Origin of the sequence: Mangrovibacillus sp. Mu-81, assembly GCF_036867415.1 — a bacterium.
In the GTDB taxonomy this organism is placed as follows: domain Bacteria; phylum Bacillota; class Bacilli; order Bacillales; family Bacillaceae_B; genus Rossellomorea.
In genome coordinates, this window is sequence record NZ_JBAJHU010000006.1 from 18,495 (window position 1) to 34,904 (window position 16,410).

Sequence of the window (16,410 nt, forward strand, 5' to 3'; positions counted from 1 at the left end):
AATCGAAAATTCACATTATTGTTGTAAACCTTTAATGCGTTAAAAGACAAAATATGTTAACATAAATGAAAGCCCTTTCTTTTGGAAAAGTAAATCGCTATAAGCGAATAGTAAGGGCTATTACAAAGCTTTTTGCATAATATTTATCCATTAAAGATAGACCTTAAATAAAACTGACAACCATTCCACCAGAGGAGTGTTCGCCTTGGAACAGCGCTACAGATGGAAGAACAAACAACTTAGGGAACATGTACAGGTTCTCGACGGAGAGCGATCTCCAACCATCCTTTTGAAAAATGCAACATACCTTCATTCAACATTAAAGAAATGGGTGCAGGGACATATCTGGGTGTATGAAGACCGTATCGTTTACACAGGTGACAGGCTCCCGGATGTCAACAGGGAATGTGAAATTGTAGACTGTGCATCACTCTACCTTGTTCCCGGATATATAGAACCGCATGTACATCCATTTCAGCTTTATAATCCCCAATCATTTTCCAAATATGCATCCCAAACAGGAACAACTACATTTGTGAATGATAATCTTATGATGTTTTTGCAATTGGAAAAAAAGAAAGCGTTTTCTTTATTGAGGGATTTCAATAAACTGCCTTATTCGATGTATTGGTGGACACGATTTGATTCACAGACCGAAATGGTGCATGAAGAAACGACATTCTCAAACGGGGATGTGAAGTCATGGCTGGAACATGATGCAGTCGTACAGGGGGGAGAGCTGACAGCATGGCCGAGGCTTCTCGAAGGCGACGACCTTATCCTTCATTGGATGCAGGAAGCCAAGAGAATGGGGAAGATCGTCGAGGGACATTTACCTGGTTCATCCGATAAGACCATCGCTAAGCTTGGACTGCTTGGAATTGACGGAGATCATGAATCGATGACCGGCGAGGATGTATATAAGAGGCTGATCCAGGGATTGACGGTGACGCTCCGTCATTCATCGATCCGTCCCGACCTGCCCATCCTGCTTGACGGTCTTCAACAAATGGGCATCGATCACTATGATTCGATCCTTCTTACAACGGATGGTTCAACACCTGCCTTTCATGAGAAGGGTGTCTTGAATGTATTAATAAAGATGATCATAGACAAAGGCATTTCACCGATCGAAGCATATAATATGGCCAGTTATAATGCTGCAAACTACTATAATCTAACACACCTTCATGGAATGATAGCTACTGGAAGAGTGGCCAATATCAACTTCCTGAGGAGTAAAGAAGATCCGACACCGGTATCGGTCCTGTCAAAAGGTAAGTGGGTGCAGAGGAACAGCCATCCTGTCGACCATGATGAGACGATTCACTGGAAAGAGAATGGATTCGCTCCGTTAACACTGGACTGGGATGTATCGCACGATGATCTTCAATTCTCCATGCCGTTTGGAATTGAAATGGTGAACGATGTGATCACCAAGCCGTATTCAATCAGCATCAATCCATCCACTAATGAGCTGTCGGAAGACCATGATCAATCGTTCCTTATGCTGTTGGACCGGGAAGGGAAATGGAGAATCAGCACGATGCTGAAAGGTTTTTCGAATGGAGTGAAAGGATTTGCGTCCTCATACTCCAACACGGGAGACATCATCTTGATCGGAAAAAGCAAACCTGACATGATAGCGGCATTCAATCGGATGAAAGAACTCGGGGGAGGGATTGTCCTCACTGAGAATGGTGAGATCCTGCACGAGATCCCCCTTCCTCTCAGCGGCCTTCTCTCGGATAAAGAAATGCCTGAACTGATTGAAGAAGAGAAAAGGATGAAGGCATTACTGTCAGAAAGAGGATATCGGTTCTCAGATCCCATCTACACACTGCTCTTTTTACAGTCCACCCATCTGCCTTATATTCGGGTGACGCAAAAAGGAATCTATGATGTAATGAAGAAAACGGTACTCTTTCCAACGATAATGCGTTAAAATATGAAAGTATAGAAACAGATCAAATAGGGGTGTTACGATTCATGCTTAAAAAGCCACTTATTATTTTTCTAAGTGCACTGACCCTCGCTGCGTGCAGCTCTGATAAAGAAGAAGCAGACAAGACACCTGTAAAAGAAGAAAAAGCTGCACCTGCATCCACGGAAAATGTAATGAAGTTTCAGTCACCACTAACCGGTGAAGAAATGAAAGAAGAGTCAACGGACCGATCGGTTGCTGTCATGGTGAACAATCATCCAAAAGCAAGACCGCAGTCGGGTCTTTCCAAAGCGGATATCGTGTATGAAGTACTCGCTGAAGGGGATGTGACCCGATTCCTGGCCATCTATCAAAGTCAACAGCCAGAGCAGATCGGACCGGTACGGAGTGCAAGGGACTATTATATCGACCTTGCCAAAGGGTATGACAGTGTCTACATCGCCCACGGCTACAGCCCGGATGCCAAAGCCAAGCTTGACAGCGGGGAAATCGATCACTTGAATGGCATGAAGTACGATGGTACGTTATTCAAACGAGCTTCATTCAGGAAAGCACCGCATAATTCATATATTTCTTTTGAACAGATAAAAAAAGGGGCAGAGCAAAACGATTTCGTTATGGATCAACCGCCACAGTCGTTGCGTTTCTTATCCAATGAAGAGTCCATGGATGGGGAAGAAGCGGATTCCATCATGATTTCTTACTTCAATAACCCGCTTTTTGATGTCGTCTATGAATACAATCAGGACGAAGGTAAATACGAACGCTACTCAAATGGGGAACAAACCGTCGATTATGATACCGAAGACCCCGTTTTACTCGAGAATATCCTTATTGCCGAAACACCGCATAGAATCATAGATAGTGCCGGAAGACGGGAGATCGATTTTCAATCCGGCGGCCATGCTTACCTAATACAGGAAGGAAAGCTCCGGGAAGTTCAGTGGAAGAATGATGAGGGACGAATTCTCCCTTATGAAAACGGCAAACAAATCCCGCTTAGAAAAGGGTCAACCTGGATCAACATCATACCAAGCTCTCCCGGGTTATCAGGATCTGTCTCGTATCAAGAATAGCGAAGGAAAAGGAGACTACTTATGCAAATAAATAAACTAAGAGGGAAAGAATTGGATCAGCTATTCAACGCGATTCTTTCCTTGCAGGATTTAGAAGAATGCTATCGGTTCTTCGATGACTTATGTACGATCAATGAAATCCAATCGCTGGCACAACGTCTGGAAGTTGCGCGCATGCTTCAGGAAGGAAAGACGTACCATAAGATTGAGACCGAAACGGGAGCAAGCACTGCAACCATCTCCCGCGTCAAGCGGTGCTTGAACTACGGCAACGATACGTATCAACTTGTACTTGACCGTGTTCATGAAAAGGAAGAAAAATAATCATTTTGAACCGTTATCTATTGGATAGCGGTTTTTTATTTTTTACTGGAAAGCCTTAATCAAATTTCAATTATTAACACATGACGAGGTAATGCGGCTCCCTTCTTCACATGATATAATACGTTAGATGGATGTATGAATGGAGGAACGATGAATGTATGATGTCCAAAATTGGAGCCATGTGTTCAAGCTGGATCCGAATAAACACATAGATGATGAAGAGCTGGAAGCTGTGTGCGAATCTGGAACCGATGCAATTATTGTAGGGGGGACGGACGGTGTAACCCTTGAACAGGTCCTTGATTTGATGGCACGGATAAGACGCTACACAGTTCCTTGTATACTGGAAGTTTCAAATTTAGATTCGATCACTCCAGGGTTCGATTTATACTTTATTCCGATGGTGCTGAACAGCCCGAATACCGATTGGGTAACGGGACTTCATCATCAGGCAGTAAAGGAATACGGAGAGGTCATGAATTGGGATGAAATCCTTGTTGAAGGATATTGTATATTGAATAGTGACTGTAAAGCGGCAAAGGTGACGGAGGCGAACACGGAGCTGACAAGCGAGGACGCCGCTGCGTATGCCATGATGGCTGAGAAAATGTTTAACCTTCCCATCTTTTATCTGGAGTACAGCGGGACCTATGGGAATCCCGAAACAGTGAGGGAAGTGAAAGATTCACTTGAGAATACAAAGCTATTCTACGGCGGCGGCATTAAAACGGTTGAACAGGCAAGGGAAATGGCCGGGGTATCAGACGTGATTGTCGTTGGGAATAGTGTTTATGAAGACTTGAAAGAAGCATTGAAAACGGTCAAGGCAGTCAAACGATAGAATCGTACTGGAGGTTTCTTCCTCCTTGAGATATAATAGAAAATAAATACAGAACGTACGTTCGTTATGGTGGTGGAAATGTTATGCAATTTTTGACAGATCGGTTATTGAACGGAATGAATCCGGAGCAGGCAGAGGCTGTGAAGGCAACGGAGGGTCCTCTCTTGATCATGGCAGGTGCAGGATCCGGTAAGACCAGAGTGCTGACGCACCGGATTGCGTACCTTATGGTGGAAAAAAGTGTAAATCCTTATAATATCCTGGCAATTACCTTTACGAATAAAGCAGCCAGGGAGATGAAGGATCGTATTAATAACATCCTTGGGGGAGTATCCGAGAATATTTGGATTTCGACATTCCACAGTATGTGTGTGCGTATCCTTCGCCGGGACATTGACCGCATAGGGATGAACCGGAATTTTACCATTTTGGATTCGACCGACCAGCAGTCCGTGATCAAATCCATCTTGAAAGATCGAAACATCGATCCCAAGAAATTCGATGCACGCTCCATTCTCGGTTCCATCAGTTCGGCGAAGAATGAACTGATCACTCCCGAAGAGTTTTCCAAAACAACGGGAGGCTATTATGATCAGGTGGTATCGGACGTTTATACAGAATACCAGAAGCGTCTCCGCAAGAACCAGGCGCTTGATTTTGATGACCTGATCATGACGACGATTCAGCTGTTTCAGCGGGTCCCTGAAGTGCTGGAGTTCTATCAGCGTAAATTCCAATACATTCACGTGGACGAGTATCAGGATACAAACAGGGCACAGTATATGCTCGTCAAATTGCTCGCTTCACGTTTTCAGAACCTTTGCGTGGTAGGGGATTCCGATCAATCGATCTATCGCTGGCGGGGAGCGGATATTGCCAATATCCTTTCATTTGAAAAGGATTATCCGCGTGCAAATGTCATCCTGCTTGAACAGAATTACCGCTCGACGAAGCGCATTTTACAAGCGGCGAACGAAGTCATCCAGAAGAACTCGAACCGCAAGCCGAAGAATCTCTGGACGGAGAATCATGATGGCGAAAAGATTTCTTATTACAGAGCGGATACCGAGCAGTCTGAAGCCCAATTCGTCACAGGGAAAATCAAAGAGATGGTGGAAAGCGGGAAACGCAAGTACTCCGACTTCGCCATCCTTTATCGTACAAACGCACAGTCCCGTGTGATGGAGGAAGTACTGCTTAAATCGAATATTGAATACTCCATCGTCGGCGGGATCAAGTTCTACGATCGTAAAGAGATCAAGGATATCCTTGCCTATCTGCGTCTGATTGCGAACCCGGATGACGATATCAGCCTTCAGCGTGTCATCAATGTACCGAAACGCGGAGTCGGGGCGACCTCGATTGATAAGATTGCGCGATATGCAGGGGATCATGACATTTCGATGTTCTCAGCGCTCGAGGAAGCTGATTTTATCGGATTGAGTCCGAAAATCACAAAAGCGGTGATTGAATTTAAAGAGATGGTCAAAGGCTATACTGGAATGCAGGAGTACTTGTCGGTAACAGAGCTTGTAGAAGAAATCCTTGAGAAATCAGGTTACACCGATATGCTGAAAGCAGAAAAATCAATTGAATCACAGAGCAGACTGGAAAACTTGGACGAGTTCCTGTCCGTTACAAAAAGCTTTGAAAAGTCAAATGACGATAAGAGTCTGGTCGCATTCTTGACGGACCTTGCGCTGGTGGCAGATATCGATAAGTTGGATGAAGATGACCAGCCGAAGGAATCCGTGATCCTGATGACTCTTCACGCAGCGAAGGGGCTTGAATTTCCTGTCGTCTTCCTGATGGGGATGGAGGAAGGTGTTTTCCCTCACAGCCGTTCCCTCATGGAAGAGGACGAAATGGAAGAAGAACGCCGGCTGGCATATGTCGGGATTACGAGAGCAGAAGAAGAGCTCTATATGACCAATGCCCAGATGAGGACGCTTTTCGGTCAAACGAAGATGAATCCTGTATCAAGGTTCATCAGGGAGATCCCTGCTGATCTCCTCGATGATGTCATGGGAGAAAGTAAGAGCAGCAGCCCATTCTCCTCTTCATACGGCAGATCCGCCGGAGGCTCGCCTTCCCGCCCTGCACCACGGAAACCGGTCACCCGTCCGGTCCAGAAGACAACCGGGGGAGAAGCCGTCTCCTGGCAGGTCGGGGACAAGGCTGCCCATAAAAAGTGGGGTACAGGTACCGTCGTAAGCGTAAAAGGATCGGGCGACAGTGTCGAACTCGATATCGCCTTTCCAAGCCCGACAGGCATCAAACGCCTCCTGGCCAAGTTCGCACCAATTGAAAAAGCCTGAAAAAATCCTGTCAGGAGTGTAAAACAACGAACTCCCGACATGTTTGACAGAGGTTTCGAAAGTTAAACAAACGTTTGTTTAACAAGAAAAAAGGTTTATAAATCAACGTTCACAGAGTTAAACGCTTGTTTAATAAAGCAGGAAGATTAGCAAGAAAGGGTTGTGAGAATGGATCAACAATCGGCTGAAAAACGTGTACAGGAACTGCATGAATTATTAAACCAATATAATTATGAATATCATGTCCTTGATAAACCCTCAGTGCCCGATTCGGAATATGACCAGCTGTTAAGAGAACTGATTGATCTTGAGGATCAGTACCCAGAATTCAAAACTTCCGACTCACCTTCTCAAAGAGTCGGCGGGACGATACTCGATGCGTTTGAAAAAGTAGAGCACCGCAGTCAGATGCTGAGCTTGGGGAATGCCTTCAATGAAGAAGACCTCCGTGATTTTGACCGGCGTGTCCGGCAGGCAGTCGGCGAGGATTTCTCATACGTGTGCGAACTCAAGATCGACGGACTGGCGGTATCCCTCCGTTATGAACAAGGGGCATTCGTTCAAGGTGCGACGCGCGGGGACGGTTCGATCGGGGAAGATATTACATCCAACCTGAAAACGATCCGTTCGATCCCGCTGAAAATAAAAGAACCCCTGTCTTTTGAAGTACGCGGGGAAGCCTTTATGCCTAAGCGTTCGTTTGAAGCCTTGAATAAAGCGAAGGAAGAAAAAGGGGAAGAACCGTTCGCAAATCCCCGCAACGCAGCTGCAGGATCGCTGCGTCAATTGGACACTAAGATTGCCGCTTCCCGAAACCTTGATATCTTCCTGTATGCCCTTGCCGACATTGGTGACACAGGGATAGATTCACACAGTGAAGGCCTGAATCGACTGGACCATCTTGGTTTCAAAACGAATCCTGAACGCAAGCGTTGTGCTACTATTGAAGAAGTGCTGGAATACGTTGAAAGCTGGACCGGAAAACGTCCTGATCTAGCGTATGATATCGATGGGATTGTCATCAAGGTAGATTCATTGGAGCAGCAGAAAGCCCTCGGTACCACGGCAAAAAGTCCGCGCTGGGCAATAGCGTTCAAGTTTCCTGCTGAAGAAGTCGTTACGATTTTAAAAGATATTCAACTGAGCGTCGGACGGACCGGAGTGGTGACACCCACCGCGATACTTGAACCTGTCAGGGTTGCCGGTACCACTGTACAGCGTGCTTCCCTGCATAATGAAGATCTCATCAGGGAAAAAGACATTAAAATCGGTGATCATGTTGTCATCAAAAAAGCGGGAGACATCATCCCTGAAGTGGTAAATGTACTGGAAGAAAAGAGAACCGGTGAAGAGCGGGAATTCAACATGCCGACTCATTGTCCCGAGTGTGAAAGCGAACTTGTAAGGCTCGAAGGTGAAGTGGCGCTGCGCTGCATCAACCCTAAATGTCCGGCTCAAATCCGCGAAGGGCTTATTCATTTTGTCTCCAGGAACGCTATGAATATCGATGGACTCGGTGAGAAAGTGATAAGTCAGCTGTTCAAAGAGCAATTGATTGAGGATGTCGCAGATCTATATAAATTGGAGCGTGACCAGCTGCTGCAGCTTGAGCGGATGGGGGAAAAATCCGTTGATAACCTGCTCCAGGCAATCGAGGCTTCCAAACAGAATTCGCTTGAGAAACTGCTGTTCGGATTAGGCATCCGCCATGTAGGGGCTAAGGCCGCCAAGACGCTTGCCCAGGAGTTTGGCACAATGGATGCGTTGATGGTACTTACTCAAGAAGAGTTGACGAATGTCAATGAAATCGGTGAGAAGATGGCTGATGCGATCGTCGCTTATTTTGATAATGACGAAGTGAAAGAACTGATCCAGGAACTTAAAGATGTTGGAGTGAATCTTGAATACAAAGGACCCAAGCCGGTGGCAGCAAGTGAAGTCGATTCATACTTTGCTGGCAAGACAATTGTTCTGACTGGAAAAATCGAGCGGTTAAGCCGGAATGAGGCGAAAGAGAAAATCGAAATGCTTGGCGGTAAAGTGACAGGAAGCGTCAGCAAGAAAACAGATCTTGTCATTGCCGGGGAAGACGCAGGGTCCAAGCTCGCAAAGGCGAATGAACTCGAAATAGAAGTTTGGGACGAGGACAAGCTGATGGAAGAACTTAACCGATAAGAGGTGTAAACAGTAATGAAAAAAAGGCTATCGGCTGCATTAGCCGCCATGTTGATACTTGGCGGTTGTGCGCCGACGTTTGAAAAACAGGATCAAGTCGTTCAGGAAAATCAGGACAGCGAATCAAAGAAAGCGATCATTCCTAACTTTCAAATTTCAAACGATTATTATAAGACCATGCTTCCTTATGATACAAGTAAAACCCGCGGTGTTGTCGTGAACGATCTTGGATCACGATACGATATTAATGAAATCGAGAATGGGCTGCTGAGGGTTGCCCAAAATCGTTTTTCCACAAATGAATATTTCTTCAAAGAAGGGCAATTCTTAACAAAGAAAATGGTCGACAGCTGGCTGCAGCGAAAGTTCACGAGTGAACAGCTTGATGAAAAAGGGCTGAAAGAAAGCGAGAACCTTGGATTGAATCCTGTTCAAACCAAAGGAGAGGATGCGCCCATTTATTTGGCTCATATCGTGGAGCATAACTATCTGATGAAAAAGAAAGATGACAACAAAGTTACACTTGGCGGCGTCGTCATCGCACTTTCATTGAATTCCGTCAATTATGAAACCAATCTTTCAAACGGAACGAGAACGGTCAAGAATATCAGTAACGAAGTATTAAAGGAGCAGGGCGCTAAGATGGCTGGTGAAGTTCTGAAGAGGATGCGTGAGAATGAAGATCTCCAGAATGTGCCCATCATGATCGCCCTATACAAGCAGGCTCCGAAGCAGCAGGTGGTCCCTGGCGAATTTTTTGCGTATACCACTGTACAGGCAGGGGCGAGTACAATTGAGAATTGGGAAGGCGTCGATGAAGAATATTATATCTTCCCGTCTCCTCAGGCTGCCGAGAATCATCCTAATGACAACAAGGTATTCCATGAACTGAAGAAGGAAATTGAAAATTACTTCCCGGTTTTCACCGGCGTAACGGGCGAAGCCCTTTATCAAAATCAAAAGCTGACAGAGCTGAATTTGGAGGTTGCCCTCACCTTTAATGGAAAGACTGAAACAATCGGATTTGCCCAGTATCTTTCCAATTTGATCGGTAAAAATGCACCTGAAAGCTGGGAAGTGGAGCTGCTGATAAAGTCTTCATACGGCCCTGAAGCTTTGGTCGTGAAGAAAAAAGGCAGTAAAGAAACGTATATGCACATCTATGAATGATGGGTGTGAAGAAGGGAATCCATTCCCTGGAGGACCAATCCTGTATGTGTTGAACAGGATTGGTTTTTTAGATTATACACTCACTGGATCCGTCTCCTGTTAAAAAACGAAACCGTCACCATGTTCGTTCGTATAGTAAGTAAAGGAGGGAATAATCGTGGATGGATTATCATTTTACGGCTTGCTTGTGGCCGCAGTTTTATTTGTCATCACGCTTATCATGATCCCTGTTCAGTATCGGTATATCCAGTCCATGGAAGAGGAAAGAGAGAAAAAGAAACAAAAGCACGGAGAGGTTTATGATAAGATGCCGGTCGGAGAAGAATTCCTCCACCTGAATGCGCAAATCAATCCTCTGTTTCTTCCTGCCAATCTGATAGCGTATTTGATTTTCAAAGCAAAACACAAACAAAAATAGCTTTGAAACGAAACCCCTTGAAGTGTATATTTCAAGGGGTTTTTTACTGTTCTGCAAAAATTGTCGAAGAGATTTTTCAAAAAAGAGGTTCCATCAGAATATCTACTGTTATATAATACAAACAAGTTAAAATAACTGTATTATAACAAAGGTAATACAGTAAAGAGGTGATGCACTCATTATTCATTCAAGGGATGATCCAATGAAACAAAATATCAACAGTTATAACTGAAAATGGCAAATGAGAACTGCAGTACCAGCCACAACATTGGCACTATCCGCATACACCATTTTTCACCCATCCAAGACTGCTGCACATAATACCCACCCTGACAAATGGCACCATGGCGTACTTAAGCTTTATAGAAATAACGCTTTACACTGACGGGGGACGGACCTCAATAATAAGAAAAGGGAGAGATGGACAATGACTAAAAACAATGTGAATGATCGTGCGGGAGCTTTACAGGAAAGCTGGGAACTGGATAAGAGGTGGAATGGAGTATCGAGACCTTACAAAGCGGAAGATGTCATCCGTTTAAGAGGGTCCATTGATATTGAACATACATTGGCCAGACGCGGTTCTGAAAAGCTGTGGAATCTCCTGCATGAGGAGAACTATATCAATGCACTGGGAGCATTAACAGGAAACCAGGCGGTCCAGCAGGTCAGAGCCGGACTGAAGGCCATTTACTTAAGCGGATGGCAGGTAGCGGCTGATGCCAATCTGGCAGGTCAGATGTATCCGGATCAAAGTCTATATCCTGCAAACTCCGTACCGTCTGTTGTGAAACGGATCAATCAGGCGCTTCAGCGCGCGGATCAGGTCCATTATGTGGAAGGGGATGAATCGATCGATTGGTTCGTTCCGATCGTAGCGGATGCAGAAGCGGGATTCGGCGGCCAGCTGAACGTATTTGAATTGATGAAAGGGATGATCGAAGCGGGTGCATCAGCCGTTCACTTTGAAGATCAGCTTTCCTCAGAGAAGAAATGCGGTCATCTGGGCGGGAAGGTGCTGCTGCCTACTCAAACCTCTGTGAAGAATTTGATTTCCGCTCGGCTTGCAGCGGATGTGATGGGCGTGCCGACGTTGATCGTAGCCCGTACGGATGCCAATGCAGCGGATTTGATCACGAGTGATGTAGATTCATATGATGCGCCATTTATAACCGGAGAGCGTACACCTGAAGGATTCTTCAGAACGAGAGCGGGACTGCAACAGGCGATTGCCAGGGGCCTTGCATACGCACCTTATGCAGATTTTGTATGGTGCGAAACTTCTGAACCGGATCTTGAAGAAGCGCGCCGATTTGCAGAAGCGATCCACAAGGAACATCCAGGTAAACTGCTGGCATATAACTGTTCGCCGTCTTTTAATTGGAAGAAAAAGCTTGATGACGAGACGATCGCAAAGTTCCAGGTCGAATTAGGCAAAATGGGCTACAAGTTTCAGTTCGTTACGCTTGCCGGCTTCCATGCACTGAATCACAGTATGTTCGAGCTGGCGCGGGGTTACAGGGACCGCGGCATGGCTGCGTACTCCGAACTGCAACAGGCTGAATTTGCCAGTGAAAAACACGGCTATTCCGCTACACGCCATCAGCGGGAAGTGGGAACAGGCTACTTTGATGAAGTATCCATGGTGATCTCAGGAGGAACTTCCTCCACCACAGCGTTGAAAGGCTCGACAGAGGCAGCTCAATTTTAATTATAAAAATGTATACCCGTCCCGCGGTGCGTTAAAGCGCCGCAGGGCGGGCTTTTTGTTTAGGGTAAAAGAACGAAAGTGAAATTTTAATAAATATACTATTGATTTTATGTTTATGCAGTCATATAATTAGACCTAATTTAAATCTACTATGTGTGGTGAATGGTTAATGAATGTTGGAATTGTCGGTTCTACTGGTTATGGAGGCGTGGAACTGCACCGCCTCCTGTCAAATCATCCCTCTGTTGATAAATGTATTCTATATTCATCAACGTTGAATGGAAATTCATATGTCGAGCAATATCCCCACTTGACTGAGTTATCAAATGAGCTGGTCCGCGGCATACAGCTTGACGAGATGAAGCAGCTCGATGTCGTTTTCCTGGCCGTGCCGGCAGGGGTCAGCAAAGAGCTGACACCCGGATTATTAAAGGGAAAGGCAAAAATCATTGACTTGTCCGGTGACCTTCGACTTCAGGACCCCGGAGAGTACGAGAAATGGTATAAAGGGAAGGCGGCAGAGTCTGCCGTTATAAACGAGGCTGTTTACGGACTGACAGAATGCAACCGGGAAGTCATTAAAGAAGCGGAGCTGATCGCTAATCCCGGCTGCTTCCCAACAGCATCCCTCCTGGCACTTGCCCCATTAGTTCAGAAGAAGCTGATCCAGCCCCATTCCCTGATCATCGATGCCAAGACGGGACTTTCCGGAGCGGGGCGGAAAGCATCACTTTCCAGTCACTTTTCTGAAACCCAGGAGAACCTGAGGATATACAAGGTGCATGAGCACCAGCATACACCTGAAATCGAACAGCAACTGAAGCTTTGGGATCCCGGGTGGGCCCCAATCACCTTTTCGACTCATCTTATTCCTATGACACGCGGCATCATGGCGACCATCTATGCAACCCTTGAAACGGCCCAGACGACAGAGGAGCTGCATGAACTCTATCAACATTTTTACAACAGCAGTCCATTCGTACGGATCAGGCGAATCGGTCAATACCCAAGTACGAAGGAAGTGTTCGGCACGAACTTCTGCGACATTGCGATAAAAGTAGATTCGCGAACGGGAAGGGTGACCATCGTGTCCGTTATCGACAATCTTATAAAAGGAGCCGCAGGTCAGGCAGTGCAAAATATGAATCTCATGTTTGGGCTGGATGAAACGGCCGGGCTTCAATATTATCCAATCTATCCATAAGGAGGAGAGAACATGAACGTGGCGGAAAAAGAATCAGTTCAGAAAGTCGAAGGAGGGAGCATCGTAACGCCTAAAGGATTCAAGGCGGGAGGCATGCATACCGGTCTTCGTTATGAGAAGAAGGATTTCGGGGTGATGTACAGTGAAACACCTGCCCAAAGTGCAGCGGTTTACACGAAAAGCCACTTCCAGGCTCCTCCGCTTAAAGTGACGCAGGAAAGCATCGCTGCTTCCGGGATCCTGCAGGCAGTGGTTGTAAACAGTGCGATCGCCAATGCCTGTACGGGTGAACAAGGCCTGAAGGATGCTTATAAGACACGAGAGCTGATTGCACAGCGATTTGGACTGCCGGAAGAATATGTGGCGGTTGCGTCCACCGGGGTCATCGGGGAATGCCTGCCAATGGCGATAATGGAGAAAGGATGCAGAGAGATTGCGGTACACAAAGACTACAATAGTGCCAAATCCTTTCAGCAGGCAATCTTGACAACAGATACGGTCGAAAAGACAAGCTGTGTAAAAATGCAAATTGACGGAAAAAACGTTACGATCGGAGGAGCTGCCAAGGGTTCGGGCATGATCCATCCGAATATGGGTACGATGCTCGGCTTTATCACCACAGATGCCAACATCTCCTCTCCTGTCTTACAAAGTGCCTTGAAAAAAGCGATTGGCACGACGTTTAATCAAATTACAGTGGACGGTGAGACGTCAACCAATGACATGGTGATCGTGATGGCGAACGGTGCAGCGGAAAATAAGCCTTTGAATGAAAACCATCCTGAATGGGTGTTGTTCCAGGAAGGACTGACTCTTTTATGTGAAGATCTGGCAAAACAGATCGCAAGGGATGGAGAGGGGGCGACAAAGCTGGTGGAAGTCAGAGTGAAAGGAGCCAATTCCCCTGAAGAAGCAAACATCATTGCCAAGAAGATCGTCGGTTCGAATCTGGTGAAGACAGCCATTTATGGAGCCGATCCCAATTGGGGAAGGATCGTAGGCGCAATGGGGCACAGCGAGGCAACCCTTCAGCCGCAGGGATGCGACATATGCATTGGTGAAGAACTTGTCTTCTCGAGAGGGACCCCGCAGGTTTTTAATGAGCAAAGTGTGAGTGACTATATGAAACAGGAAGAGCACGTGGTGATTCACGTTTCCTTACAAGAGGGCAGCGGACAAGGAAAAGCCTGGGGGTGCGATTTAACATATGACTATGTCAAAATCAATGCAAGCTACAGAACGTGACATGCTCGTCCTCAAATTAGGGGGGAGTATCCTTTACAATCTATCCCCGTCTTTTTTTGAAAGTCTGATAGAAATGAAGAACGAATATAACGTCGTGATTGTTCACGGAGGCGGACCGGAAATTACAGGCATGCTCAAAAAGCTCAGTATCGAAACGACGTTCTTAAATGGTCAGCGAAAGACGACGGAAGCCGTTTTGGAAGTGGCGGAAATGATTTTAAAGGGGAAGGTAAACAGTTACATCACGAATCAGCTGAATCATCATGGTATAAGTGCGGTCGGACTGTGCGGATATGACGCGGGTTTACTAAAAGCGGTTCTGATCGACGAAGAATCCCTTGGTCTGGTCGGGGAAATTGATGAAGTCAAGAACGACATACTCACCGACATGATTTCAGCAGGACATCTCCCTGTCATCGCGCCTCTTGCACTTACAAAAGAAGGAACGAAGGTGAACGTCAATGCCGACCTTGCCGCCGCCTCGATCGCAAAAGCTTTGGGGGCCGGAAAGCTTCTCTATGTAACCGACGTACCAGGCATTTTACACGAAGAGGAACTCCTCGAGGAAACGACAACAAAAGAAATAGATCAATTGATCGAATCAGGGGTGATCCATGGAGGGATGATTCCGAAAGTTCAATCCGCGGTGTCCGTTCTGTCTCCAGGTATGAAAGAAGTGATGATAGTCGGAGGGCAGCAGGCAATTTTCCAAAGCGGAACGATTTTGGGTACAAAAATAACCGGAAAAGGAGTGGCTGCAGTCTCATGAGTTATCTATTTCCCACGTATAACCGATTGGATATTGAACTGGTTGCGGGTAAAGGAGCGAAAGTGAAGGATTCCACCGGACGTTCGTACCTGGATTTCATAGCCGGAATTGCGGTCTGTAATCTCGGGCACTCTCCTGTACCCGTCAAAAAGGCTGTTGAGGAACAACTGAATAAAGTCTGGCATGTGTCCAATCTCTTTCAGATTTCTCAGCAAGAACAAGCCGCAAAGCTCCTCGCCCTTGCCAGCGGATTGGATGCCGTCTTCTTTTGCAACAGCGGGGCAGAAGCCAATGAAGCCGCTATAAAACTGGCAAAAAAGCATACTGGAAAGACGAAGATCCTGTCGTTCAAGCAATCCTTTCACGGTCGTACCTTTGCGACGATGAGCGCTACAGGGCAGGAGAAGATCCACAGCGGATTCGGACCGCTGCTTCCCGCTTTTGAATACCTTCCTTATAACGATGAGGATACCTTGGCTAAAGTCGACGGTGAAGATATCGCAGCAATCATGGTGGAAGTCATCCAAGGGGAAGGCGGAGTGAATCCCGGCAAGGAAACCTTTTTGAAAGAAGTGGAGAAAAAGTGCGAGGAACTCGGTGCACTCTTAATCATCGATGAAGTCCAAACGGGAATCGGACGCACCGGTGCACCGTTTGCCTATCAGCACCACGGTTTGAATCCTGATATCATCACTGCCGCGAAAGGGCTCGGCAGCGGGTTTCCGGTCGGAGCAATGATTGGCAGAAAAGAGCTGGTATCCACCTTTTCACCTGGCACCCACGGCTCCACGTTCGGAGGGAATCCTCTTGCGATGGCTGCAGTGAAAGCGACTCTCGAAACAATTTTTGATGATGATTTTTTAAATGGGGTAAAAAGTAAATCTGATACCTTTATTCGGTCTCTTAAAGAGAAGCTCGAGCCGTCACCATCTGTGAAAGAGGTAAAAGGGAAAGGATTCATGATCGGGATTGAATTAGAAACAGAAGCGAAGGAATCCATTGAACTTCTAAGAAATAGTGGACTCCTGACCCTGCCTGCAGGACCGAATGTCATCCGGCTGCTTCCACCCTTGACAGTGACCGAAGCTGAACTGGAGGAAGCACTGGGGATATTGATAGAAACCTTGCAAGCTCATGAGACAGAGGCAGTCCGCTGATTTTTTTAGCTACCAATGTATAAAAATACTTTAAAAATAATAAAAATACACAAAAGG

General features: G+C 46.2%; 13 protein-coding genes. All 13 read left to right on the top strand.

Going from position 1 to position 16,410, the window contains the following annotated elements:
• The first annotated feature begins 205 nt into the window (after nucleotides 1-205).
• The 13 genes from V6B33_RS13480 to V6B33_RS13540 all read left to right on the top strand — a co-directional run bounded on the left by V6B33_RS13480 (nucleotide 206) and on the right by V6B33_RS13540 (nucleotide 16,353).
• Nucleotides 206-1,945: an adenine deaminase C-terminal domain-containing protein gene (locus V6B33_RS13480; RefSeq protein ID WP_334218275.1), complete on the top strand. Its 1,740-nt coding sequence runs from the start codon at nucleotides 206-208 to the stop codon at nucleotides 1,943-1,945.
• Between the two features lie 44 nt (nucleotides 1,946-1,989).
• Nucleotides 1,990-3,021 carry a DUF3048 domain-containing protein gene (locus V6B33_RS13485; RefSeq protein WP_334218276.1) on the top strand — a complete coding sequence of 344 codons (1,032 nt, stop codon included), beginning with the start codon at nucleotides 1,990-1,992 and terminating at the stop codon, nucleotides 3,019-3,021.
• A gap of 21 nt (nucleotides 3,022-3,042) precedes the next feature.
• Nucleotides 3,043-3,345, top strand: a complete 303-nt coding sequence (locus tag V6B33_RS13490) for a YerC/YecD family TrpR-related protein (RefSeq protein ID WP_334218277.1) — start codon at nucleotides 3,043-3,045, stop codon at nucleotides 3,343-3,345.
• Between the two features lie 154 nt (nucleotides 3,346-3,499).
• Nucleotides 3,500-4,186: a heptaprenylglyceryl phosphate synthase gene (locus V6B33_RS13495; RefSeq protein WP_334218278.1), complete on the top strand. Its 687-nt coding sequence runs from the start codon at nucleotides 3,500-3,502 to the stop codon at nucleotides 4,184-4,186.
• 83 nt (nucleotides 4,187-4,269) lie between these two features.
• Nucleotides 4,270-6,504 (top strand): DNA helicase PcrA, encoded by a 2,235-nt coding sequence (pcrA, locus tag V6B33_RS13500; RefSeq protein WP_334218279.1) that lies wholly within the window; start codon nucleotides 4,270-4,272, stop codon nucleotides 6,502-6,504.
• 168 nt (nucleotides 6,505-6,672) lie between these two features.
• On the top strand, nucleotides 6,673-8,679 hold the full coding sequence (gene ligA / locus V6B33_RS13505) for an NAD-dependent DNA ligase LigA (protein WP_334218280.1): 2,007 nt from the start codon (nucleotides 6,673-6,675) through the stop codon (nucleotides 8,677-8,679).
• A gap of 15 nt (nucleotides 8,680-8,694) precedes the next feature.
• Nucleotides 8,695-9,849, top strand: coding sequence for a CamS family sex pheromone protein (locus tag V6B33_RS13510; protein ID WP_334218281.1), 1,155 nt, complete (start codon nucleotides 8,695-8,697; stop codon nucleotides 9,847-9,849).
• Nucleotides 9,850-10,006: 157 nt separating this feature from the next.
• The gene (locus V6B33_RS13515; protein ID WP_334218282.1) at nucleotides 10,007-10,267 is read left to right on the top strand and encodes a DUF3949 domain-containing protein; all 261 of its coding nucleotides are present in this window, start codon (nucleotides 10,007-10,009) and stop codon (nucleotides 10,265-10,267) included.
• Nucleotides 10,268-10,694: 427 nt separating this feature from the next.
• On the top strand, nucleotides 10,695-11,978 hold the full coding sequence (aceA, locus tag V6B33_RS13520) for an isocitrate lyase (protein WP_334218283.1): 1,284 nt from the start codon (nucleotides 10,695-10,697) through the stop codon (nucleotides 11,976-11,978).
• Between the two features lie 169 nt (nucleotides 11,979-12,147).
• The gene (gene argC / locus V6B33_RS13525) at nucleotides 12,148-13,182 is read left to right on the top strand and encodes an N-acetyl-gamma-glutamyl-phosphate reductase (protein ID WP_334218284.1); all 1,035 of its coding nucleotides are present in this window, start codon (nucleotides 12,148-12,150) and stop codon (nucleotides 13,180-13,182) included.
• Between the two features lie 12 nt (nucleotides 13,183-13,194).
• A complete protein-coding gene (argJ, locus tag V6B33_RS13530; RefSeq protein WP_334218285.1) occupies nucleotides 13,195-14,427 on the top strand; it encodes a bifunctional ornithine acetyltransferase/N-acetylglutamate synthase in 1,233 nt (410 codons plus the stop codon).
• Entirely contained in the window at nucleotides 14,390-15,196 is an 807-nt protein-coding gene (gene argB / locus V6B33_RS13535) for an acetylglutamate kinase (RefSeq protein WP_334218286.1), read from the top strand. The genes argJ and argB overlap by 38 nt, the downstream gene beginning before the upstream one ends.
• On the top strand, nucleotides 15,193-16,353 hold the full coding sequence (locus tag V6B33_RS13540) for an acetylornithine transaminase (protein ID WP_334218287.1): 1,161 nt from the start codon (nucleotides 15,193-15,195) through the stop codon (nucleotides 16,351-16,353). Before argB ends, V6B33_RS13540 begins: the two co-directional genes overlap by 4 nt.
• Nucleotides 16,354-16,410: the final 57 nt, after the last annotated feature.

What these genes read in the sequence shown, in the direction of transcription:
- V6B33_RS13485 (WP_334218276.1), top strand. Translation starts at nt 1,990, where the DNA reads ATGCTTAAAAAGCCACTTATTATTTTTCTAAGTGCACTGACCCTCGCT.
- V6B33_RS13490 (WP_334218277.1), top strand. Translation starts at nt 3,043, where the DNA reads ATGCAAATAAATAAACTAAGAGGGAAAGAATTGGATCAGCTATTCAAC.
- V6B33_RS13495 (WP_334218278.1), top strand. Translation starts at nt 3,500, where the DNA reads ATGTATGATGTCCAAAATTGGAGCCATGTGTTCAAGCTGGATCCGAAT.
- pcrA (WP_334218279.1), top strand. Translation starts at nt 4,270, where the DNA reads ATGCAATTTTTGACAGATCGGTTATTGAACGGAATGAATCCGGAGCAG.
- ligA (WP_334218280.1), top strand. Translation starts at nt 6,673, where the DNA reads ATGGATCAACAATCGGCTGAAAAACGTGTACAGGAACTGCATGAATTA.
- V6B33_RS13510 (WP_334218281.1), top strand. Translation starts at nt 8,695, where the DNA reads ATGAAAAAAAGGCTATCGGCTGCATTAGCCGCCATGTTGATACTTGGC.
- aceA (WP_334218283.1), top strand. Translation starts at nt 10,695, where the DNA reads ATGACTAAAAACAATGTGAATGATCGTGCGGGAGCTTTACAGGAAAGC.
- argC (WP_334218284.1), top strand. Translation starts at nt 12,148, where the DNA reads ATGAATGTTGGAATTGTCGGTTCTACTGGTTATGGAGGCGTGGAACTG.
- argJ (WP_334218285.1), top strand. Translation starts at nt 13,195, where the DNA reads ATGAACGTGGCGGAAAAAGAATCAGTTCAGAAAGTCGAAGGAGGGAGC.
- argB (WP_334218286.1), top strand. Translation starts at nt 14,390, where the DNA reads ATGACTATGTCAAAATCAATGCAAGCTACAGAACGTGACATGCTCGTC.
- V6B33_RS13540 (WP_334218287.1), top strand. Translation starts at nt 15,193, where the DNA reads ATGAGTTATCTATTTCCCACGTATAACCGATTGGATATTGAACTGGTT.